This window comes from Streptomyces sp. NPDC048734 (assembly GCF_043198675.1).
Lineage (GTDB): Bacteria > Actinomycetota > Actinomycetes > Streptomycetales > Streptomycetaceae > Streptomyces.
In genome coordinates this window covers 312,252-333,603 of record NZ_JBICUZ010000004.1, presented here as the reverse complement: position 1 = coordinate 333,603, position 21,352 = coordinate 312,252, and the positions used below count along the sequence as shown (strand labels likewise).

Annotated in this window: 26 protein-coding genes; 19 read left to right on the top strand and 7 right to left on the bottom strand. The window is 69.7% G+C overall.

Going from position 1 to position 21,352, the window contains the following annotated elements:
* Positions 1 to 36 precede the first annotated feature (36 nt).
* On the bottom strand, positions 37 to 1,164 hold the full coding sequence (locus tag ACGFQC_RS13975) for a C40 family peptidase (protein WP_363087816.1): 1,128 nt from the start codon (positions 1,162 to 1,164) through the stop codon (positions 37 to 39).
* Between the two features lie 470 nt (positions 1,165 to 1,634).
* Between ACGFQC_RS13975 and ACGFQC_RS13970 the strand changes: the two genes are divergently transcribed.
* From ACGFQC_RS13970 to ACGFQC_RS13895, 16 genes are all read left to right on the top strand, one after another.
* The gene (locus ACGFQC_RS13970) at positions 1,635 to 2,390 is read left to right on the top strand and encodes a site-specific DNA-methyltransferase (RefSeq protein WP_363087817.1); all 756 of its coding nucleotides are present in this window, start codon (positions 1,635 to 1,637) and stop codon (positions 2,388 to 2,390) included.
* A gap of 245 nt (positions 2,391 to 2,635) precedes the next feature.
* Positions 2,636 to 3,187 carry a DUF4913 domain-containing protein gene (locus ACGFQC_RS13965; RefSeq protein ID WP_359912260.1) on the top strand — a complete coding sequence of 184 codons (552 nt, stop codon included), beginning with the start codon at positions 2,636 to 2,638 and terminating at the stop codon, positions 3,185 to 3,187.
* Entirely contained in the window at positions 3,184 to 3,669 is a 486-nt protein-coding gene (locus tag ACGFQC_RS13960; RefSeq protein WP_363087818.1) for a hypothetical protein, read from the top strand. The genes ACGFQC_RS13965 and ACGFQC_RS13960 overlap by 4 nt, the downstream gene beginning before the upstream one ends.
* A 19-nt stretch (positions 3,670 to 3,688) precedes the next feature.
* Complete coding sequence (locus ACGFQC_RS13955; protein WP_363087819.1) at positions 3,689 to 4,435, top strand: hypothetical protein; 747 nt, start codon at positions 3,689 to 3,691, stop codon at positions 4,433 to 4,435.
* Between the two features lie 149 nt (positions 4,436 to 4,584).
* The gene (locus ACGFQC_RS13950; protein ID WP_363087820.1) at positions 4,585 to 4,938 is read left to right on the top strand and encodes an SH3 domain-containing protein; all 354 of its coding nucleotides are present in this window, start codon (positions 4,585 to 4,587) and stop codon (positions 4,936 to 4,938) included.
* A 92-nt stretch (positions 4,939 to 5,030) separates the two neighbouring features.
* Entirely contained in the window at positions 5,031 to 5,513 is a 483-nt protein-coding gene (locus ACGFQC_RS13945; protein WP_363087821.1) for a hypothetical protein, read from the top strand.
* A complete protein-coding gene (locus ACGFQC_RS13940; protein WP_363087822.1) occupies positions 5,510 to 5,965 on the top strand; it encodes a hypothetical protein in 456 nt (151 codons plus the stop codon). Before ACGFQC_RS13945 ends, ACGFQC_RS13940 begins: the two co-directional genes overlap by 4 nt.
* Positions 5,962 to 6,375, top strand: a complete 414-nt coding sequence (locus ACGFQC_RS13935) for a hypothetical protein (protein WP_363087823.1) — start codon at positions 5,962 to 5,964, stop codon at positions 6,373 to 6,375. Before ACGFQC_RS13940 ends, ACGFQC_RS13935 begins: the two co-directional genes overlap by 4 nt.
* A 40-nt stretch (positions 6,376 to 6,415) precedes the next feature.
* Positions 6,416 to 7,261: a helix-turn-helix domain-containing protein gene (locus tag ACGFQC_RS13930; protein WP_363087824.1), complete on the top strand. Its 846-nt coding sequence runs from the start codon at positions 6,416 to 6,418 to the stop codon at positions 7,259 to 7,261.
* A complete protein-coding gene (locus tag ACGFQC_RS13925) occupies positions 7,258 to 7,773 on the top strand; it encodes a regulator (RefSeq protein WP_363087825.1) in 516 nt (171 codons plus the stop codon). Before ACGFQC_RS13930 ends, ACGFQC_RS13925 begins: the two co-directional genes overlap by 4 nt.
* A complete protein-coding gene (locus ACGFQC_RS13920; protein WP_363087826.1) occupies positions 7,770 to 9,005 on the top strand; it encodes an MFS transporter in 1,236 nt (411 codons plus the stop codon). Before ACGFQC_RS13925 ends, ACGFQC_RS13920 begins: the two co-directional genes overlap by 4 nt.
* A 31-nt stretch (positions 9,006 to 9,036) precedes the next feature.
* A complete protein-coding gene (locus ACGFQC_RS13915; protein ID WP_363087827.1) occupies positions 9,037 to 9,339 on the top strand; it encodes a hypothetical protein in 303 nt (100 codons plus the stop codon).
* Positions 9,340 to 9,385: 46 nt separating this feature from the next.
* Positions 9,386 to 10,609, top strand: coding sequence for an ATP-grasp domain-containing protein (locus tag ACGFQC_RS13910; RefSeq protein WP_363087828.1), 1,224 nt, complete (start codon positions 9,386 to 9,388; stop codon positions 10,607 to 10,609).
* Complete coding sequence (locus ACGFQC_RS13905; protein WP_363087829.1) at positions 10,606 to 11,478, top strand: DUF317 domain-containing protein; 873 nt, start codon at positions 10,606 to 10,608, stop codon at positions 11,476 to 11,478. Before ACGFQC_RS13910 ends, ACGFQC_RS13905 begins: the two co-directional genes overlap by 4 nt.
* Before the next feature lie 26 nt (positions 11,479 to 11,504).
* Positions 11,505 to 11,993, top strand: a complete 489-nt coding sequence (locus ACGFQC_RS13900; RefSeq protein ID WP_363087830.1) for a hypothetical protein — start codon at positions 11,505 to 11,507, stop codon at positions 11,991 to 11,993.
* A 78-nt stretch (positions 11,994 to 12,071) separates the two neighbouring features.
* A complete protein-coding gene (locus tag ACGFQC_RS13895; protein WP_363087831.1) occupies positions 12,072 to 13,106 on the top strand; it encodes a SpaA isopeptide-forming pilin-related protein in 1,035 nt (344 codons plus the stop codon).
* Between the two features lie 316 nt (positions 13,107 to 13,422).
* Here the strand turns inward: ACGFQC_RS13895 and ACGFQC_RS13890 are convergent, their stop codons facing one another.
* Positions 13,423 to 14,919 carry a caspase family protein gene (locus tag ACGFQC_RS13890; RefSeq protein ID WP_363087832.1) on the bottom strand — a complete coding sequence of 499 codons (1,497 nt, stop codon included), beginning with the start codon at positions 14,917 to 14,919 and terminating at the stop codon, positions 13,423 to 13,425.
* Entirely contained in the window at positions 14,916 to 15,275 is a 360-nt protein-coding gene (locus ACGFQC_RS13885) for a hypothetical protein (RefSeq protein WP_363087833.1), read from the bottom strand. The genes ACGFQC_RS13890 and ACGFQC_RS13885 overlap by 4 nt, the downstream gene beginning before the upstream one ends.
* A 374-nt stretch (positions 15,276 to 15,649) precedes the next feature.
* Between ACGFQC_RS13885 and ACGFQC_RS13880 the strand changes: the two genes are divergently transcribed.
* From ACGFQC_RS13880 to ACGFQC_RS13870, 3 genes are all read left to right on the top strand, one after another.
* Positions 15,650 to 16,003 (top strand): DUF317 domain-containing protein, encoded by a 354-nt coding sequence (locus ACGFQC_RS13880; protein ID WP_363087834.1) that lies wholly within the window; start codon positions 15,650 to 15,652, stop codon positions 16,001 to 16,003.
* 90 nt (positions 16,004 to 16,093) lie between these two features.
* Positions 16,094 to 16,384 carry a hypothetical protein gene (locus tag ACGFQC_RS13875; protein WP_363087835.1) on the top strand — a complete coding sequence of 97 codons (291 nt, stop codon included), beginning with the start codon at positions 16,094 to 16,096 and terminating at the stop codon, positions 16,382 to 16,384.
* Between the two features lie 15 nt (positions 16,385 to 16,399).
* Positions 16,400 to 17,206, top strand: a complete 807-nt coding sequence (locus ACGFQC_RS13870; RefSeq protein ID WP_363087836.1) for a DUF317 domain-containing protein — start codon at positions 16,400 to 16,402, stop codon at positions 17,204 to 17,206.
* A 159-nt stretch (positions 17,207 to 17,365) separates the two neighbouring features.
* Here the strand turns inward: ACGFQC_RS13870 and ACGFQC_RS13865 are convergent, their stop codons facing one another.
* The 4 genes from ACGFQC_RS13865 to ACGFQC_RS13850 all read right to left on the bottom strand — a co-directional run bounded on the left by ACGFQC_RS13865 (position 17,366) and on the right by ACGFQC_RS13850 (position 21,061).
* Entirely contained in the window at positions 17,366 to 18,061 is a 696-nt protein-coding gene (locus ACGFQC_RS13865; protein WP_363087837.1) for a hypothetical protein, read from the bottom strand.
* A 79-nt stretch (positions 18,062 to 18,140) separates the two neighbouring features.
* Positions 18,141 to 18,581, bottom strand: coding sequence for a hypothetical protein (locus ACGFQC_RS13860; protein ID WP_363087838.1), 441 nt, complete (start codon positions 18,579 to 18,581; stop codon positions 18,141 to 18,143).
* 138 nt (positions 18,582 to 18,719) lie between these two features.
* Positions 18,720 to 20,453 (bottom strand): relaxase/mobilization nuclease domain-containing protein, encoded by a 1,734-nt coding sequence (locus ACGFQC_RS13855; protein WP_363087839.1) that lies wholly within the window; start codon positions 20,451 to 20,453, stop codon positions 18,720 to 18,722.
* The gene (locus tag ACGFQC_RS13850; protein WP_363087840.1) at positions 20,450 to 21,061 is read right to left on the bottom strand and encodes a plasmid mobilization protein; all 612 of its coding nucleotides are present in this window, start codon (positions 21,059 to 21,061) and stop codon (positions 20,450 to 20,452) included. The genes ACGFQC_RS13855 and ACGFQC_RS13850 overlap by 4 nt, the downstream gene beginning before the upstream one ends.
* Positions 21,062 to 21,352: the final 291 nt, after the last annotated feature.

Genomic DNA, 21,352 nt, shown 5'->3' with positions numbered 1-21,352 from the left:
GTGGCCTCGCCCGATCGGAGCGGGCGGGCGGCGGCGTCAGAGGACGCGGCGGGCGGCGAGGATCGTCCAGTCCTTGATCGGCGTGATCCGGACCGGCTTGGTGGTGCGCGGCGCCTCGATGAGTAGACCCTCGCCCATGTACATGCCGACGTGCTCCGGCCGTGCGGCGCTGCCGCGGCTGAAGATCAGGTCACCGGGCTGCAGCTTCGACGGCGAGACCGCCTTGCCTTCGCCGACCTGCGTGTACGTGGTGCGGGTGAGCTGGATGCCGGCGTGTGCGTATGCCTGCTGCATCAGCGAGCTGCAGTCGCAACGGGCCATGGGGTCGGGGCCGTGGGCGTTGGTGCAGGAGCCGCCCCACTGGTAGAGCGTCCCGAGCTGCTGCATCGCCCAGGCGATGGCCTTGCGGGCCTTCGGGTCGGCGTCCTTGGGGATCGAGTAGCCCTTGGGGACGCTGCCCTCGGGGATGCGGCCGAACCCGGAACCGTCCTGACCCGGCGTGCAGCCGGTCGAGGTCGAGGGCTCCTTGTCCTGGTCGGCGTCCGCGCCCTCCGCGTCACTGCCGCCCGGGAAGGTCTTGACGATGGCGGACTGCAGTGCGGTGGCCAGGTCCTCCCACTGCGCATACGCGTCCGGCAGGCCGGATCGCTGGACGGCTTGGGCGGCCTGAGTGACGGTCATCTGCTGCCACCCGTTCACCTTGAGCAGGTGCTTGTAGAACTGCTCGGAGGCGTAGGTGGGGTCGCGGATCTGCTCGGCACTGCCCCAGCCCTGGGAGGGGCGCTGCTGGAAGAGGCCGAGACTGTCGCGGTCGCCGTAGTTCAGGTTGCGCAGCCGGCTCTCCTGCATCGCCGTGGCGAGCGCGATGATCTGCCCCTTCTTCGGGACGTCGAGGGAGAGGCCGGCGGCCACGATGGTCTGGGCGTTGGGGACCTGCTCAGCGGGCAGGTCCAGGCCCTCGATGTGCACGTCCTCACCGGAGGCGCCATCCAGGAGCTTGGAGACCTGGTCGGCGATCTCGCTGGAATCCAGGTCCGTCAGGCAGTTGCTGAGGGTGCCGTTGCTTTGCACAGCTTCGGCGGAGGAGGCCAGCATCATGCCGGTGCCGGCCAGGAGGATCGGGGAGAGGAAGACGACGCCGATGCCAGCGGCGAGGGCCTTCAACCCGAGCGGACCGCTCGCCGGCCAGCGATGTTGGGCAGGGGTGGGTAACGAGAAGTCATGCAGGTCCTTCGGTGGTGTCCGGCACACCGCGTACGCAGGGCGTGGTGGAAGGGTGCGGCGGGCCGGGGCGATCGGAGGCAGGGCCGGCGGGGCGAGCTGCCGCTCGCTTCGCGTGGCCCGGGTGGTGAGCTAGGTGGGGCGGGAGTAGCCAACGGCGGTGTGCGCCGGGCGGTTCAAAAACAGTAGGTGCGGATCGGCGGTTGACCAAAAAGTCAGCGCGGGGTGCCGGAATCCGACCCCTCGGCGGGCACTTCTTGGTCGTCGGCTAATTCGGCCCTACAGTTTTTGGACTCCCCTTGCCCTCCTCGGTCCGCGGCCCTGGGCTTCTGCATGCCCGTATTCGGCCCGCGAGGACCTGTCCGAGGCGGCAGTCTCTTTCCGTGTTTCCGCACCCGAATTGGGGTTCCTCTTTGCCTTTTTCCCTCCACCAGGGCGACGCTCTGGCTGTCCTCACCGGCCTGCCGGACGGCTGCGTCGACTCCGTCATCACCGACCCGCCGTACAACTCCGGCGGGCGCACCGCGAAGGAACGCACGACCCGCTCCGCCAAGCAGAAGTACACCTCCGCCGATGCGAAGAATGAACTTCCCGATTTCACCGGCGAGAACATGGATCAGCGCAGCTACGGCTTCTGGCTGACGCAGATCATGACCGAAGCCCACCGCCTGACCAAGACCGGCGGGACGAGTCTGCTGTTCACCGACTGGCGCCAGCTACCGACCACGACGGACGCGATCCAGGCCGCCGGATGGCTGTGGCGCGGGGTGCTGGCCTGGCACAAGCCCGCCGCACGGCCCCAGAAGGGCCGCTTCACCCAGAACTGCGAGTTCATCGTCTGGGCCTCCAAGGGCCCGATCGACGGCTCACGCAACCCGGTCTACCTGCCGGGCCTGTACTCGGCATCGCAGCCCTCCGGTGCGAAGCGGCAGCACATCACGCAGAAGCCGGTGGAGGTGATGCGTGAGCTGGTCAAGATCAGCCCCGAGGGAGGCACCGTCCTCGACTTCTGTGCCGGCTCCGGATCCACCGGCGTGGCCGCCCTGCTGGAGGGCCGCGACTTCATCGGCGTCGAGAAGACCGAGCACTATGCGTCGATCGCTGCCGACCGGCTTACCGAGACGATCCGCGCCACCCTCACCCAGGACGACGTGGGCCTCACCGGATAGGCGGCTGCGGCGTACCCGATTCCGGAGGCGGCGCACGCCGTCGAATGCCGAACGGCCGTTGATGTGACCGGTACTTCGCCATCCGTGTGTACGCCGCTGCTTTCGCCCACCATCACTTCGCGTCTCGTAGGAGGCCGTACTCTTTCATGCTCGAATCCGTAGAACCCGCAGCAGGCGGGGAATTGGAGCCGGTCCGCGTCCCGGACCCTCATCTGGAGGGGATCGAGGCGAGCGTGCGGCGGCTCATGGAGCAGTCGGCGCAGCAGGCCCAGCAGCTGGACCATCTCGCCTCCGCTCCACCGCCGAGTGAATCCCCGTTCGCGGCGTTCGGCATGCCGGGCTTCGGTGGACCGGCTCCCGCCGCTCCGCCGGAGCCCCGGCCGATTCTGGAGCTGGACGGGGAGGAACGCGAAGACGAACTCGACGCCCTCAGCGACTGGGTGGACGACTTCTTCCTTCCCGTCTACGGAGCGGAGGTCACCACCGCGGCCCCCTGGTGCCTGCAGTGGCAGGAGCACGACGACGTCGTGGCCTGGCTCCACGCCCTCTGGCTCGCCTATCAGCAGCACAAGGACCCCGAATCGGGGCTGAGCGGCCTGTTCGTGTGGCACCGGGACTTCCTCACCCACGCGGTCGCTGCCATCCGCGCGCCGGGTGGCCCGCTGTCGGCGTGCATGACCTCTCCCGAGCGTCCTGCGCACCGCCTGCTGCCCGGCCCGCCGCCGTCCATACGCACCGAGGCGGCGTCCGCCGCCGAAGCCGTCGGCACCACCGAGCCGGACGAGCCGACGTCATGAGCGGGGGAGCAGGAGAGCCCGCCTTCGGCCTGAGCTTCGACCCTCGCGCGTTGACCGACCTCCTCCAGGCCCCCAGCCACATCCGCGACATCACCCTCGCCTACCTCCAGGAGGTCGTGAACGCGCAACGCTTCGGGCTGCGCCTGGACGGTGACCTGGAGGGGTACCGGAAGCTGTTCGTGGACGCGCGCAAGGACTGGCGCGTCGTCTACGGAGTCCGCCAGGCACCCGCGGACTCCGTGCACCACAAGGAGATCCACGTCGTGGCTCTCCGGCCGAGGGCAGGCAATGACGTCTACGACGAGGTCGGCCGGCGGCTGGGGATGACCCGCCGGCCGGTAAGCGCCCGTACCCACGCGGCACGCTCCCGCTCCCCCCAGTTGACCATCCGCGGGCCCGTACCCCGGCCCGGCCCGGCGCCCAGCCCGGTACCGGGTCTGCCCCGGCCCGCGCACTCGCCCGCCTCCCGGCACGCCCGCTGACCCCGCGCGAAAGGCCCTCTTGCCGTCCAGCGAACCGGCGCCCGACCGAGCGTCCACCCCTGAATCTGCCGCCTTCGAGGTGGATCACCTCAACGCCGACGAGGACGTCCTCCTCGACTTCTACCAGCAGGTCGGCGACGCCGACATGCTGGTGCCGCTCGCCGAACACCACACGGCGAACGGCGTGCACAGCTACTTCGTCCTCTTCGACCGAACCGCCACCTTCGACCATCCCGGCACCGCGGCCTACCGTGCCGTGCACCTTCGACGGGACCTGGAGCAGCGCACGTTCGCCTTCGAGCAGGCCGTCCTGCCGCTGCCGGCCCTCGCGCAGTCCTGGCTCATCCACCGCGGATGCCGCCCCGACGCCATCACCCTCAACCCCGACCTCGGCCCCCCTGCCGCCGACGAGACGACCCGGTCGCTGGAGCGGCGCCTGGCCGGCGACGGCGACCACTACGCGATGGGCTACTCCTACACCCGCGACGATTCCGAGGACATGGTCACCATCGTCGTGCTGCGGGCCCTGGACGAGCACGTGCCCAGCCCCTTTCGCGTGGTAGTCGAAGGGGTCGACAGCAACGCATGGACCTACACGCTGCGCGAGGGCGGATTCTCTTCTGCCGGTGAAGCCCTGCAATGGGGCGAAGACCGCCTCGCTGGAAATGCCGGTCCGCTGCCGCCCGTCCGCCGGTCAACCACGCCCGCACGTCCATCTGCTGTACCGAAGGCTCCGCCTGTGCGCGTACCCGGACGTCTCTTCTAATGCCGGCAACTGGCAATGGCGGGCGCAACATAGCCGACGATCGCCGGTTAGCCAAACCGGCGATTCTCCGGATTCTTGATGCAGCCGCCGGGACAACCGGCAGCGCCCTTTCACGCAACCCCCGTTTGCCTCATGGAGGTTCCTTCCGCATGCGCTCCACCCGAATCGCCGTGTCGGCCGCTCTGCTCGGCACGCTGGCTCTGCCGGCGCTTTTCGCCACCAGCGCGAGTGCGGCGGCCGTACCCACGGCGGCGACTGCCGCCCCCGCGGTCAGCTGCCAGAACTTGCCGCCGCTGCCGTACGAGGTGCACACCAGCGCTGTGACCATCCGGTCCAAGGCGAGTTCCTCGTCCACCGCCCTGGGCGTGCTCTACAAGAGCCACAAGTTCAGCGTTTCCAAGAAGAGCGGCAACTGGCTCTACATCACTGACAAGACCACCGGCGTCAAGGGCTGGGTCTCCGGCACGTACGTCTACCGCGACGTCCGAATGTGCCTCGACTGACAGGCTCATCAGTTCCCGTACGCCCAAGTCGCCAGGGCCCGCAATTTCCTCGCCCGGTCCTACGCCCGTCCTCTCCAGAATGGGAGCTTCCCTTGCCCGAGCGCATATCCGATGACGCTGAAGATGTCGTGGGCGCGCTCACCGAACGGATCGAAGCGCGTTTCGGTATGGGTCTGGACCAGCTGAAGGCCGCAGTCGCCGCCGCGCCGACCGCCAATCCGGATGCCACCGATGTCGTCAAGTGGCACGGTCTTCTCGTCGAGGCCCAGTCGGTGCTCGACCGAACGGAGGACGACCTCCTCGCCGCGCTCCAGACCCAGCCCAGCGAGGTCGACGACCCGACGATGGACCTTGCCCATCAGGTGAACGCTGCCGTCACGACTCGCGACGGCCGGGCCATGGTCGTGAAGTGGTTCCTCGATCCCGATGCGCCGGGGAGGAGGGATCTGGCCGCCGAACGGCTGGCCCGCCTACGGCCCCGAACAGGGCCGGCGGTGCAGACCAGCGCTCCCCACCAACCCAGTGGAGTGTCCGCTCTCGCCTCGGCGGTGCGAGCGGGGAGGCCGGGCCGATGAGTCCGGTCAAGGCCAGCACCATGGACATCGACCTCCAGCAGGTCTTCGGGAGCCCGGTGCCCGAACTGCACGAGGCCGCTGTCGCGCGCGACGCCTCTCCCGTCCTCACCCGCGCCCTGGAACTGCGCTCCTTCCTGGCGCTGACCGAGGAGCAGGTCGCCCGTGTCCGTGACCGCGTGCACGCGGACATGAACCCCGACCGCGATATGGGCGAGTTGTCGGCGGACAAGCTCCGCTTCGACGTGCAGTGGCTGGAGGCCGCGCTGGAGGCCCGCGACGGCTACCGCGCCGCCCTCGGTGACCTGCTGCGCACCATGCCCCCGCCCGGCCAGCCGGCCCGGCCCGTGCGCACGACACAGCCCCGGGCCACCGTGACCCTGCCCACCTCGGCCGCCCCCGCACCGCCGCGTGCCGGGGCGGCCCGGGGCCCTCGATCCGGAAAGCCTGCTTGACCCACCTCACGTCCACCGAGATCGCCGGACGGATCGAGGACCTGTACGGCGCCCCGCTCGCCGATCTCCGAGCCCACGCCCAGGACCAGCCGCCCGGCATGCTCTGCGCCCTCCTCGGCATGCACGAGCACCTCGCCGGCGCCGAACGCAGCATCGCCTTCCACCGCGAGCACCTCACCCGGCTTCTCCATCCCGAGCGGCCAATCGACCGGCACGAGGTCTCCCACCTCCTGGACGGTGCGCGCCGGCTCGCCGAAGCCGTTGCCGTCCGCGACGTCCAGGCCACGTCGGTGACTGCCGTCCTGCGCAGCCTCGCCCCCATCCCAGCCCCGGCGCCGCCTCCGCCGCCTGCCGCGGCCCCTGCAACCGCTCCGCCCTGTGCGGCGCCGAGCGCGGCACACAGCCGCTGACCTGGTGGCGCATTCCCTTACTGACCCAGGAGTTCTTGTCTTGGCCATCACCGCCCTGCCCCCTGACACCGCGACCAACATCGCCCGGGTCACTGAAGCACTCGGCATGATCACCCCGCGGTGGAACGTGCGGATCCTGCTGGCCCTCTCCGCTCGCCCCATGCGTTACAGCGATCTGGCCGCCAAGGTGTCCTGGCTCCACGACGGGCAGCTCCACCCCAAGGTGAAGGCGCTGTGCGACGCCGGCTTGGTGGAGCGCACCGAGCACAGCGCGCGACACGTGACCTACGGGAACACCCAGCGCGGCACCGCCCTGCTGCCGGTCCTGCCGGTGATCGTCACCTGGGCCGAGGAGCACCTGGAGAAGGCGGACCACCCGCTGATGGCGATCGAACACATCGAGGACAGCCTCACACTCCTCACCCGACGCCACGCCGCCGCAATCCTGTGGGTGCTCAAGACCCACCAGGAGGTCAGCGGGCGCACCCTGGCCCGGCTCGTGATGCCCAATAGCGACTGGACCAACATCTACCCGCCGCTGCGGCAGCTCGTTGACGACGCCTTGGTCAACACCGAGGGCAAGGGCCGGCCCTACCGGTTGTCCGCTTCCGGCGACGGGCTGGGCCCCGTCTTCAGCGCCTTGTCCGCGTGGGCCGCCGGACAGCCCCTCCACGAGGCGGCGTCCCACCCGGTCTGGGGTTCCCCGAACGCCGGACCGGCGTCCAAGCCATGGGTCAGCAGCCTGTCCCGGACGGCCCCCGGAACGCCCTTCCCGACGCGGGCACCGGAGGTGGCTCCGGCCACCTGGCAGAGCCGCGAACTCTTCTCCCACGCCACGACCACCGGCCCGAAGGCGGCCCTCCCGGCAGGGGGGCCGCGCCGATGACTGCCTCCTTCACAGCTGAGATACGCACCGCGATCGAGGTACTGGCATCGCGCCCCTTGATCCGCCTGATCACCGAGATCGACGACAACGGAGCGATACAGCCCAGGCAGCTGGCCGCCACCCTCCCCGACCTCTCCGCCCAGCACCTGCGGATCGCAACCGAGACGGCCCGCAACCACGGTCTCGTCCGCACCGCGCCAGGCGCTGGCCTCGAACTCACCCCCCGCGGCCAGGAGCTGGCCGACGTCTACGATGCGGCAGCGCGCTGGTCCCGCCGCCACACCTCACCGGTGGAGATCTGCGAGTTCACCGACCGCGTCCGTCACGTCCTGGGACTGCTGGCACTCCAGATCTCCAGCGAGGGCGCACAGGATCCGGCACGCCCCTCCGCCGCGAGCTGGGCCGGCACCGAGCCCGAGACCGACCCGGCCCACGTTCGGGTTCTCCTGCTCCAGTGGCTGGCCGAAAACCCGCAGCTCACCTGCTTGTCAACGTACGAGCCGGTCGCGTGAGTCACGTCGCAGACTCCCGGGACCTGCGCCCCGCCGATTCGCTGCTGCGCACCATCTACCTGCCGCGCACGGCCGACGCCCTCGCTTTCGCGATGTGCACCTACGGCATCCCGCTGCTCGTTCTGGCCACCACGAACTCGGCCGCGCTGACGGGGGCCGCGTTCGCCCTGGAGTGGATGCCGCGGCTGGCGGCCTTCGGATGGGCAGGATCGATCGTCGACAGGCGAGGGGCGGCCATCGTGTTCCACCTCGCCTCCCTGGGGCGCGCGGTGGCCCTCGCCGCCGGCGCGACCCTGCTGTGGCTGCACCCCTCGGGGGCCGTGGCGAGCGTCACCGTGATGGCGCTGGCGGCGACAACCGGCGTGCTCACCGAGTTCAGTTACATCGCGGCCGAGACCGCCGGCGCTGCCGCGGGCCGCCGGGCGGGATCTCGAGCCCACCGGGTCCAAGCGGTACTGATCGGCATCGACCAGACAGCCACCCTGGCCGGTCCGGCCCTCGCCGGGGTGCTCCTGCTGGCCGGACCGCCCCCCATGCTCGCGGTGATCACCGCGCTCTCGCTGCTCGCCGCGCTGCTCGCCCTGCGCACCCCACCCTCGCCCACGGCCTCGGAGCACCGCCGCAAGGGACGGCCGGGCGCGGGGCTCCTCACAGGGTGGCGCACCATCCGCTCGCTGCCAGCGCTCGGCTGGCTGGTCACCGGTCTGACCGTGTCCAACCTGGCAATCGGCATTCTTCAGGCAGCCGGTCCGGTGATCGTCGTCAAGCACTTCGGCCAGTCCACCACTGCCGTCGGCCTGGTGTGGTCCGCTGCCGCAGCGGCCACGCTCCTGGCCGTCACCATCTGCCGGTTCGCGCTGGACCGCCTGGGCCTGTGGCCCGTCGGCGCCGTCTGCGCCGTCCTTGCCTCGTTGGCCTGTCTCGCCGCCGCCCAGGCCCCCGACTACCTGTCCTACCTGGTGCTGGTCGCGATCCTCATGGCCGCCGACGGCGGCCTGGCGGTCGTCCTGCGCACCCTGCGGTCCCACCTCATCCCCCCGGAGAAGTTCGGCAGCACGCTGTCCGCAACCATCCTCATCCTCCTCCTGCCCTTCCCCGTCGCCGGCCTCCTCACCGCCCTCACACCCCCCGACGCTCTGGGCCACGTCATCACCGTCTGTGCCGTCCTGCAGGCCCTCGGCCTGCTCTGCGCCTTCGCCCGCCTGCGCCGCGACCCCGCCCTTCGCCCCTGACCCTGCTGCGCCCCAGTCTGTGGAGAACGTCATGCCTATCGCCGTTTGCGGGTCCCACCGCACGACCGGGCACACCATCACCGAGCAGTTCCACGCCTTCGATGCGCGCAACCCGCACGTCTACTACGCGCTCGAACGTACGGCCGCTCTCCGTCTGGCGGCCGGTGCCACCCGCATCGGCATGAAAGACCTCTTCGAGGACCTTCGCCGCGAACTCCTCCGCGGCGTTGCCGGATTGAACAACAACTTCACCGCGCTGTATGCCCGGAAGCTGATCGACGGCCATCCCCGTTGGGCCGGTGCGTTCGAGCTGCGTCGCCGCCGCGCGGCCTGAGAGCCCTCCTCCTGATCCTGCCCTTACCGATACGGAGACCATCTTCTTGTCTGACCGCCCCGTCGTGCTCGTCGTCGCTCCCGGAGACGCGAATTACCGCGGCTACTGCCTTGAGCAAGTCGCCGACACCTACGACGTCGTGCTGCTCACTGCCGCCCAACCCTCCTGGGAAGAGGCGCACATCATCGACCACGTCGTCGCGGACCTCGACGATCCCGCCGCCCTGCTGGCAGGGGGCCGGGCCCTGGCCGCACGCCACGACCTGGCCGGAGTCATGACCTGGGACGAGTGGTGCCTCGTCCCGACCGCCCGTCTCGCCCGCGCCCTCGGACTGCCCGCCAACTCCGTCGAGGTGACACGTGCGTGCCGCAACAAGGCCACCGCACGCTCCCTGTTCGCCCGCCACGGGGTACCGTCCGCCGTCTCGTTGAGCGTGCGCAGCCTGCCAGAAGCCCAGGCCGCTGCCGCCCAGATCGGATACCCGGTCGTCCTCAAGCCCGCTGCCCACGCCGGCGCCATGGGCGTACAGCGCGTGGACACCCCGGATCAGCTCGCCGCCGCACATCATGTCGCGCAGCTGACGGCCGAGCCGGCAGCAGAGAACAACCAGGTGCTCGTCGAGGAGTTCCTCGACGGTCCCGAGATCAGCGTCGAGTGCGTCACCTACCGCGGAACGACCACGGTGGTCGCGGTCAACCGCAAGACCATCAGTCCGCCGCCCCACTTCGAACAGCTCGCGCACCGTGTCGACGCTGCCGATCCACTCCTCGGCATCGTCACGCCCGCCGCGCGGGCCGCCATCCGAGCACTGGGGATCACCAACGGCGTCAGCCACATCGAGATGCGTCTCGTCGACGGCCGACCGCGTCTGATCGAGGTCAACGGCCGACTCGCCGGCGACATGATCGGCCACCTCGTCCGCCTCACCACCGGAATCGACCTGCCGCGCGCTGCCGCCGACCTGGCCTGCGGTCAAGCCCCCGACTTCACGGCCAGCCGCGTCGGCGCCGCTGCCATCGGGATGATCTACCCCCACACTTCCGGCACCCTCACCCACCTCGGCTACACAGGCACTCGCCCGCCGTGGCTGGACCGGCTGTGCTTCCAGCGCCGTCCCGGAGACCGCCTCCTGCTCCCGCAGGACGGTGGCACCCTGTTCACCGCCCGCGCCGGGTTCTACATCGTGACCGGCAGCACCCCCGCCCAGGTCAACGAACGCCTCAGCGCCGTCGCGGATGAGATCACCGTCGTCGTGAAGGCGGACCGATGAGCCCGCAGCCCGCTACGCAGGACGACCTCGATGGCGACGTCTATGTCTTCCCCCGCCACCTGGCCCGCTCGACCGCGGTCGGCGACCCGGTCCTCGACCCGCTGCGCCACCTCGGCTGGGACCTGCATCACGACGACCTCGGCAACGCCTACCTCACGGCCCCCGACGGCCAGGTGCGCCTGGAGTACCTCCCCGAGGGCGAGGACGACGGCCTGTGGCGCATCAACGCCTACCGCGACGCCTTCGGCCCGCCGGTCTGGGGCGTCTGCTGCAACGCCGACACACCGACGGAGTTCGTCACCGCCTTCACCACCGCCCTCGCCACCGCGTATCGCGACGGCCCGGACCGCTACCTCGCCAGCCCGGTCGTCGGCAGCCTGGAGCGCGACCCGTTACTCGCCGTCGACCCGCTCATCGCCCACGGCTGGCAGTTCGACCGATCCAGCCCGGACACCTTCGCCATCACCTCACCCGACGGCCTCGCCACCCTGGAGTACGCCATTGGCCCCCTCGACGCGAAGAGCGAGCTGGACTCACGCAGCGCCCGCTGGCACCTGTGGTCCGGCACCAACGTCGACCGGCCCTTCTGGTACGCGACCGCCAGCACCGACACCCCGGCCGCCCTCCTGCGCGCCGTCACCGAGTCCGTAGCCGACCCCGCGCCGCTGCTGCGGTGGCAGCAGGCGACCCACAGCTACGTCAAGGGCCGCGCCCAGCTCACCCCCGTCCTCCCGCCCTCCCCGCCGAGCCCGACTCCGCTCGATGTCCAGAGGGCCCTCGCCGCTCGCCGTCCGACCGCGGTGCCGGCGGCCAGCGTCCCGCGCTGGAGCACCACCAGCCGACCCGCCCTGCCCGGCCCCCGCCGCTGACACGGCCCCACCCGCCGGAGTCCACCATGTCCCTCCAGGCTCCCGAGTTCTTCGCCGAGCTCTGCCTCCCCTTCGCCGACCACGCCGTTGTCGGCAACACCTATTACGCCGCCCCGACCCCGGGTAGCCCCCTACGGCTGCGCATCGACTTCAAGGGCGCCCTCTACACCGGCACCTACGGCGGCCTGCGCCTGGCGGTCCTCCACCCCGACCGCGGCGAGATCGACGCCGTCGCCCTCAGCTTTCTCGACCACGGCACCTTCCACCGCCGCGACGAAGCCCACGGCACCCGGCCAGGCACCTCGCGGTACGCCACCTTCGACGGGCACCACCAACCCGGACGCCCTCCCTGGGACGGCGCCGTCACCACCGGGCTGCGCGACGCCATCGAGCAGTACACCGCCGTCTGGTTCCCCGGCGCCCGGACCGCGAACAAGCCCCGCCGCACTACGGGCCGCACCGCGCAGCCCGCTCTGGCCGAGCCGCTTGCCCGCAACGGCTCGCGCAACCGCTGAGCCCTGCTCCTGTCCGCCTCGATGCCCTGGCCACATCCGACGAACGCCCTCACTTCCGCCCCTAGGAGCCTCTTCCTCGTGCACGCACGCCTCATCCGATCCGCTGCTGCTGTCGCCGTCGCGGCGGCTGGCACCCTGACCTGGGCACCAGCCGCCAGCGCCGAGCCCTCCGATCCGACCCCCTCGGCCTCCGCCACTCCCACCGAGACCCCGGCTCCGGACGCAGGCAGCCTCGAGATCACCGCGAAGGACGCGGCCGGAGACGCCCTTCCCACCGCCACGTTCCTGCTGCTCGACTCCGCCGGCCAGGAAGCCGGACGCGGACAGACTGACGCTCAGGGGAAGGCGACCTTCTCCGACCTCGCACCGGGGGTCTACCGGCTCAAGCAGACGACGACCGGCAGCCCGCTCCACGAGGCCGTCGCCGACCAGGACGTCATCGTGACCCCGGGCGCGACCACCCGGCTGACGATCACCGACCCGTTCAAGGCCGCCAAGGTCCTCCTGCAGGCCAAGGACGACAAGACCGGCAAGCTCCTGCCCGGCGCGACCGTGAACATCGGCACCGGCACCTCCACGCTGCTCACCCTGACCACGGGCGCCAAGGGCACGGCCTCCGGTGAGCTGCCGGTGTCGAGCCGAAGCACGAGGTTCTGGGTCAAGGAGATCAAGGCGTCCGCCGGTTACGACCTCTACAAGCCGACGAAGATGTTCACCGCGGTCCCCGGCGCCCCGGTCACCGTGACCGTCACCAACACCCACACCGACCCGAAGCCCGACCCCTCAGACAAGCCGACGCACAAGCCCACCCCTTCCCCGTCCAGCCCCGGCAAGCCGAGCAGCGGCAACGGAGGGACGGCCCCCTCGGCCGCGGACAGGCCCACGCCTGACGCCGACTCTTCACCTGACGCCGACCCTTCGTCCGTGGCCGCGGCCCCGGTCAAGGACTCCACGCCGAAGGCGCCGACGGGATCCCTCGCCCACACAGGAGCTGACGCCACGCCGTGGCTGATCGGCGGTGCGACGGCACTGATCGCAGCCGGTGGAGGCGCTCTCCTCCTGGCACGCCGCAGCCGCACCGGTAGCCACGCCGACGACTCCACCGAGAGCTGACCCCTCTCCCCTCTCCACGACTTCGAGCCCTCGGATTCCACTGACTGGAATCCGAGGGCTCCGTCTTTTACTGCGGCACATTCTGGCGGGCCGATGCTTCAAGGCACAGGCCCAGGCCGAGGGGGGTGTAGGTTCTTGGGCCGCGTGTCATGTAACTGCGCCGTGACCTGCGGTTCCATCTGGAGTCTCACGCCGTGTCGCCCGTGAGTTGTCTCAGCTTCCGTGTCTTTTCCTCAGTTCTCGTGCTCGATCGATATCTCGCTCGCTTGGCGTCTCTCCGTTTAATCAGATTAGCCGTTGAATTAAACCCTCCGGGCTATCCGGTCATCAGGCAGCTGTGCTGTGCGGATGTGTTGATCTCATCTGAGCTATTGCGGAGCAGGCAGCGGATCTTGCTGGTTCCGCTCAGGGAGAGGAACGGGGCAGGCTCGCTGCCGTCGCTGTTCTGCATGGCGGAGAAGATATCGATCAGGTTGAGGTGTGCCGCGGCTCCGGGGATGCCGGCTTGCAGCGTCTTGAGTAGTTTGGCAGTGAAGGCGCCGTGATCGCCTACTACGAAAGCATTTCTGTTGCGGTCTGCCGAGCAGAGGGTGTAAACGTCGGCCGCCGTAGCGGAGAAGGCATCGGACAGACGTCCGCCGTAGCACACGTCAGCGATGACGACGTGTTCACGTGCTCTGGACTCACCGAGGATTCCTGCGAGGACTGAAGCGGGTGCCGCGGTGTAGGAGAGTCGATCCATCCGACTTCCGCGTGTCAGGAGAGCCAGAGCACCTGAGTGTGAGAGGGCGCCGTGGCCTGAGTAGTAAACGAAGAGCAGGTCCTCCGCGTCGTCGGCGGCATCCCCCACGGGCCCGAACAAGTCGGCCGGCGTGGCGGGATCGAGGACAAGGCTGCAGTGCTCCGGGGCGAATCCGAAGATTGTTGCGTCGAGGAGTGCTTGGTGGATCGCAAGGGCGTCGTTTCGGCTGGAGGGAAGAGGGGTGAGTCCGTCGTCGTGGTAGGTGGCGCAGCCGATGACGACGGCACGCGATCGGCTGAAGTCGAGCTCCGGTACGGCAGGTTCGGGCTGGAATGCTCCGTAGGCGCGGTTGCGTGCAAGGGGAAAGTCGCCGCCCTCCTTCTTATTGCACTGCTCTGGGAGCGGGAACTTGGTTGCGCGCATCCGTTTGCGTACGTCACCGTAGATGTCGGCCATGCGTAGCAGTGGGCCAGCCGCTGGGATCCCATCATTGAGGGCGTCCAGGAGGTATCGGGTGAACGCGCTATAGGTGTCTCCGTCCGGGGCTTTCGAACGCCGGTCTTTCGGCGCTGAAGTGAGGCAGTACAGACCTTCGACGGCGAGCTGGTCCTTGACCAGGTGCGACGGGTCCGACATGAGGTCGCTGTGCGCGCGGCCGCTGTAGCAGCAGTCGAGCACGACGATCTTGGTAGAGGCTCCGGATTGCTTGATGATGTCAGCAACGTAGGAGAACGGCAGGCTGGACCACGGTGCCTCGGGTTCGCTACCAGTGAGAGTCAGGTGGAGTTCGCTGTTCTCCCCGGACAGCTGACCGTGACCGCTGTAGTAGACCAGCAGGATGTCCTCGGCATCTTCGGCTGCCTGTTTAAGTGGCTGCATGATGTCTGCTGGCGTCGCCGGGTCGTCGACCAACCTCACGTGCTCGGTGGTGAAACTGCTGAGCTCAGGATCGGTGAGCACCCCCGCAAGGCCGCGGATGTTGTTGTACGAGTGGGGGATCTCGTCGAACACTCGGTAGGTGGCAGTGCCGATTAGTACGGCACGGGCGGCAGCGTTCGGTAGTCGGGTCATGCCTCGGGCTTGCCGTCCAGTTCGCGCAGGATGCGGCTGGCGATGTCGTCCGGATCGCGCAGCCGCGAGGCGTCGATCTCGACCTCCTTCTCGCCGCTGCGCACACGGATGCGGACGCCGCGACGCCGAACTCCGGCCCAGGTGCCGACGGACGCGGCAAGGGCGGTAAGGACTCCTTGCGGCTCCAGGAGCACCTGCAGTGCCTCGAGGACCGGCCCCATGTCGCCGCTTTCCATGGGCGCGTTCCGGCCCGAGATCGTAGCCCTTCTGAGTTCATCATCATCGCGCAGCCACTTCTGCAACTGCCGTAGTTCGTAAGCTGCTTCGTCGCCGGTCAGGCCGATCTCGATGATCATGGTGTTCTCCCCCTCTATCAACTGACTGCACACACAGGGTAGTCGCGGTTTGAAGGCCCGTCTGGAAGAACTTGGAGGGTCGCTGGGCGTGCAAAGCTGAGGGCGGGAGAAGCGACGCAGTTGCCATGGAAGGACTGCGGCGCGGGCACGTGGCCAAGTAGCTTGAGGGACGAGTCTCACGGTCGCTTCACATGTGCTGCTCGTGTGCAGTCGAGTCGGAGACTATGAAGCCGAAATTGAAATCCTACAGGGGGAGAACGAGCAGTTCGCCGGGGGCAGACAGGAAAGATCGCAGAAGGACTGGCCAACGTGCGCGAGAGCATGCCAACGTAGACGATCTCGCAAGAAACCCCAGGTCAGAGAGGTGATAGCCCGTGACCGTAGCCCCCGTGGGTCCCGCTTTCTCCACCACCGTCGAAGCGCTCCGACTACGGCAGTGGCAGCTCGGTCCCGGCCAGCCGACCCTGGTCATGGACCAGTTCTCCGCCGAGGACTTCCATCTGGTCGTCGATGATCGTGCGGACGTACACGTCAGCAGCAAGGACGGCCGCTTCTACCTCGGCTGGTTCCCGCTCGGCCGTCCCGGTACGGACCGCGAAGGATGGAAGATCGCGGTCACCGGCACCGCCAAACTGCCCGGTTACCAAGTCTCCTTCGACGTCGAGACGCCGGCCGACATCGTTGCCGCAGCCGTAGCCCGTGTACTGGAGACCTCTCACCTTCTCTGACCTTGCGGGGGCTGCCCGCTCGCATGCCGCCGGCCGAACCGAGTGCCGGCCGCTCTCCGTTCCCTCGTTCTTTCGCCCAGGAGGATGCTCGTGACGTCTTCGGAAATGACCGTCGCCGACCTCATCGACCTGCTCGCAGCCTGTGACCCAAGTGCTCCGGTGCGCCAGGCCATGAACCCCTTCTTCCCGATGGCCCATCGCTTGGCACAGGTCCTGCAATCGGTCGACGAGACCGGCCGGACCGTCGTCTACCTCGCCGAAGGACGCGAGGAGGACGCACAGCTCGGTCACCTGCCGCCCGAAGTCGCCATCAAGCTGACGTGGCAGGGCCCCGTCCAGGCGCCCCCGCGCCGCCCCCGCCGCCGCGCCGGCGGCAACTAGAAACGCACCGAGCCTTTGGAGGTGCCCCTGTACTCCCACCTTCAGCCCGACCCGTCGGCCCCACCCGCGTTCTGGGTCGGCCCCCGCCACCTGGCAGGTGACGACGGGCGCCCGTACGACGCCGTGGCCGACGCTCTTGCGGGCCTGGGCTGGACAAGCCTGACGATCGTCCGCGGACGGCTCGAGCCGGACGAGGCGGAGCAGGACCGTCAGGTCCTGCGCAGCACCGTCCTGCACATCAGCCCCGACGGCCTGCGCTGGGCCCAGTGGTGCTTGGCCGACGAGCCGTTCCACGTGGGTGAACTGCCGATCGCCTGGCAGATCTCCGCCCGTGAGGAGGCGACCAGCCTCGCTGGTTGGTCGGCCTACTTCACCTGCGACGTCCCTGGCGAGGCCGTTGCCGACTTCCTCCTCGCCCTCGACGCCCACGACCAGCCCACTGTGCCTCTGGCTGGCGCCGAGGCCGTCCTGGACGCCGTCGCCGCCCAGGGATGGTTCCGCAACATCGACCAGCCCCAGGCCGCGGCGATGGATCCGACGGGTGCCTCGCACATCAGCCTCGGCGAGGTGCCGCCCCTCATCCAGGACGGCGACCCGCGCGCCCTGGTCACCGAAGCTGACGAGGTGGGCCCGGCCGGATGGCAGGCATGGTCCGAGCCCGTGCTCGGCGCGCCCTACCTGTGGGTGGCCTCCTTCGCCGCCGGCGTGCCGCACGATCTCGTCGCCGTCTTCGCCACCTCCCTCAGCTCGACCGCACCGGTCCTGCGCCGGGTGCTGCCCGAAGCTACCCAGGAGCGTCTCCTGCGCGCGCCGGCCACCTGACCGTCTCGCCGCTCCGAAACGAAAGAAGCCCGGCTCCCTCCCTGGTGGAGGGCGCCGGGCCTTCTTGCTTCCCGGACACCGTCGTCCCATCTGCCCCGCAGACGCACTGCTGCCTCCGACCTTCCCGGGTCGGAGGCAGCAGTGGATTACGGGTGCAGATCAAGGCGTTGCGGTGGCCTTGGCGAGGGCCCGATCGAGGTGGCGGTCGACGAGGGCCGGAGAGCCGGAGACGACGAGCAGCAGGCTGCCGTCGCGGATCGCGGTCTGCTTGAGGACCGTGCTTCGTCCCCCGGCGGTGAACGTCAGGAGCTGGCTCCACTGCTCATCACCGCGGTCCTGGGGTGCGGGCAGCTTCTGCGTGGCGATGTCGATCGGGGCGCTGCCCGCGAGGACCTGATAGTTCGGGCAGGCGGTCATGGCGTCGAAGATCCGGTTGGTGCCGTCGGACAGCTTCGTCGGGCTGTCGCTGTAGAGCTCCTCGGAGATCTCCGAGGAGCTGCTGCCGTAAGTAAAGTCGGCCTTCGCCTTGTTCGGGAAGGTGAGCGTGCCGCCGGTCGCCGCGTCGCCGCCCAGCTTGCTCAGCGCGGGGCAACCGAGAACGGTGACATCGTCGTGCTGAGCCGCGCGCTGCGGCTTGGGCAGGTAGCCGTTGCCGAGGTCAGCCTCGGTGAGGAGGCGGGACGCCAGCGCGGCCGAGGTAAGCGTGGCCGGTTCGCGGTGAGCGTCGGCCGGCTTACCGGTTCGGCTGGAGGAGGCGGTCTGCTGGTCGGCTCCGTCGGTCTCGGGGGAGCAGGCGGGCAGGGCGAGGAGGGCGGTGGTGAGGCCGAGGGCGGTGGTGGCGACGCGAACGCGCATGACGGTACTGACCCCTTGGTGTTAGGTGACGGGTGGTCAGTGCGGGCCTGGAGACCCGGTGGGGTCGTAGGGGCGGTGGTCAGTGCCCGAGGTGGCGCAGGCAGTCCTCGAACGTTTCGTGCGTCGCGTCCGCCGGTCCGCTGTTGCGGTTGTACCAAGCGGTGTCCAGGCGTGTCTCCCGCTGCTGGTGACCGGCCCTGCATCGCAGCCAGATCTGGTCGCGGGTGGAGAGGATGAGCCAGTCCCGGTATGCCCCGCACTCGGCACAGGCGGTCATCTCGCCATCGACGACCAGGGGCTGCTTCCAGGGCATCATCTTGCCCTCGACCTGATCGTGGCTCGGCACGCGCAGCTCCGGCGGAAGGAAGCCCGGTGCCGCAGCGGTCGGCTCGTCGCTCTGCGGTGCGTCCGTCGGCGCCCCGTTCCACGGCGGCATCTGGTGGTGTCGTGCGACCAGCTCGGCGAGCTGTCGCTCCACTTCGCTCGGCCCCTTGGCCCGGCGGCGTATTCGGTGAAACATCCTGGCGTCCTCCTCTGCCTCGTCACCTCGTCCTGCGCGCTTCATGATCGTGCCCCACGCCCCCGCCGGCTTCAATTCACAAGGTCCACAGTCTCCTCCGACCAGGTCAGCAGGGGTGCTTGGGTGCATCGAGCGGGCCTAACGGCCCGGGCGGGCGGCGTCTTCGCCGCTCCGTCGCTTGCCGGGCGCGGGGCAGCTCGTCGCCGTCCCGCGCTTCGTGGACCGGGTGGTTGTGGTGCCGGTCTCGGGCAGACGGGAGGCGTCGGCGGGCAGGTTTGCGGCTCGCCGCATCCGCCACACGAGCACGTCACTGAGGGACTCCGCGGTGCCGAGTTCACGCCCAGCGGCAACCTCGGGGAGCAGAGCGGCCGGGTCGTAGCCGGCGGCATCGACTTCCGCGACGGTGGCGGCCAGGGCGTACCAGCCGGGCTCCGCGAGGATCTGCTCGGCCAGATCCGGCAGGGCCTCGCGCAGCAGCGCGGTCTGGTGCTGGAGCATCGGCCGGCTCAGGCGCCGACCGCGCTCGTAGAGAACCCCGAGGGGCTGCGCGGCGGCGGCCTGGTAGGCGGCGCGCAGGTGATGAGCGGCTCGGGTGGCGGCCTCGGCCTGCTGGGCATGGCCCTTGCGAGCATGCCAGTGCGCGGCGGCCGTGATCAGGAAGAACAGCATGTCGATCGCCATCGCCGTGGTGGCTCCGTCCTCACCGCGGCCGAGCGCCGGGCCGCCTTGGACGAGCTCGCGAGCGGCCTGCCGTAGAGCGCGATCGTGGCCCCGTACGGCACGGACGTGGGACCGCGAGGCTCGCTCAAAAGCTGTTGCCGCGTCGCGAAGTTGGCGGCGGGTGTGGGCGGCGGACGTCTTCGCGAGGGCGTCCAGGACCTCACCGGCCGCGGCGATGTGGGCGGCGGCGACCGCGTCCTCGTCGTGCTCGAAGACGAGCACGGCCTGCCACACGGCCGAGGCCGTTCCGCGGCGTGCAGCGGCCGGACCGTCCGGCCCCGGACGGATCGCGTCGTCCTTGGGGGTAGCCGGGGCGTCGGCGGACCAGCGTTCGCGGATGCGGGGCAGCGACAGATCGGGAGCCAGACGGGCGCCAGGGTAGAAGACCGGCTCGCCGTCCTTGTTCAGGTCGTCGGGTAGCGCGACCTTGTATCCGAGCAGGTCGCCGGAGGGTGCGGCGCGCTTTCGGATCAGGAGGCCGGCGGCGGCGAGCCGGTCGAAGAACTCCTCATCGCTGCGCGCGCCGCTCACCGCGCGTCGTACGGCTTCGCGTAGTTCCTCGCGGGCGGTGCGCTCGCGGCCCTGCCGCTCGGCCTTGTGGCGTTCGGCGCTGGTGGGACGCTTCGCTGCGGTGCCGTCGCCGGGGGCGACCTGGTGGAGGCCGAGTTCCTTCTCGATGAGGCGGGCTTCGGCCTGGGCGCGGGCGCCGGAGCGAAAATCGTCGGGGCGGTGGCCGTCCTCGGTGACGAGGGTGGCGACGATGTGGATGTGGTCGTCGGCGTGGCGCACGGCGGCCCAGCGGCAGCCGGACTGTCCCTCACCCGGGTCAATGCCCGTGGCGGCGACGATGCGACGGGCGATGCCGGCCCATTCCTCGTCGGTCAGGATCCGGTCGCCCGTGTCGGCTCGTACAGAGGTGTGCCAGACGTGCTTGGCCGGGCGGGCGTGCTTGGCCAGGGCCATCATCGGCTGGTCCAGGAGCCGCTGGAGGTCGGTGAGGGTGGCGTTTGGGTCGCGGCCGGGGTCCGGGGACATGCCGTCGAAGGAGGCGACGAGGTGAGGGTCCGTGTGGTCCTCGTGCTTGCCGGTGTCGTAGAGGTAGTAGAGGAGACCTCGGGTGTCCGCTCCCGACGGGTTGACACTTGGAATCATGAGCCGTGGTGCTCGATCAGACGGGTGGCGGCCTGATGGGCGGTGTCGGCGGCACGCCGTACGGCGGCGATGGCCGCTTCGAGGTGAGGAACGTCCACGCCGGAGTTGAGCGCCTTGACTGCCTGGTTGAGGTTGCTGCCGGCCCAGCCGAGCCGACGCCGGCTGTCGAACAGGGCGGTGATCACCTCGCGTTCGTCGGCGATCTCTGCGCTGGTACGGCTGAGGTCGCGGGCGGCGGCGAGCGCAGAACGGGCGAGGAACCCTGCGACGGACAGATTGCACTGGGCGGCGGCGGACTTGATCAGGGCGTACTCGTCTTCGTTGAATCGTGCGTTGGGCTGGTGCAGGCGCTTCTTCTCGGGCGACTGACGCGGACGCTGACGGGCGCGAGGAGCGCGCTGTCGGGGCGCGCGCGGCTCAGTCGGCTTCTCCTCCTGCCCCGGCTTCGATCCGCCCTCGGTCGAAGCCCGAAGGACCTGCGCCCCCCGGTGCGGGTCCTCTCCCGCCCCCTCGGGGGCGGGTTCGGCGGAAGCTACGCTTCCGCCCCAACTTGCTCGCTCCGGGACCGAGTTGCTGTCGCGATCAGGTTCCGGGGCGGTGCCGTACATGCGGGCGTTCGTCATCGAGATTCGGGCCTCTTGGAGCGGGGGTAGTGGTGGATGGCTGCCGCCGGCGCGGTGACGTGGACCGGCCCGTCAGGGCGGTCCTGGACGATCCACTGCCCGGTCGGTGTACGCAGCGCGCGGACGACGTCCGCCCAGGCATCGGCCTCGGCCACGGTGGGCTCGGAAGAACGGGGTGGACGTGGAGTCACGGCATGCCTTCTGAGCAGGGGCGGTGGCCCGGCGCGGAGCCGGGCCGCCTGTGCTGGTAGGGGCCTTGAGCTGGCGGCCTTCAGG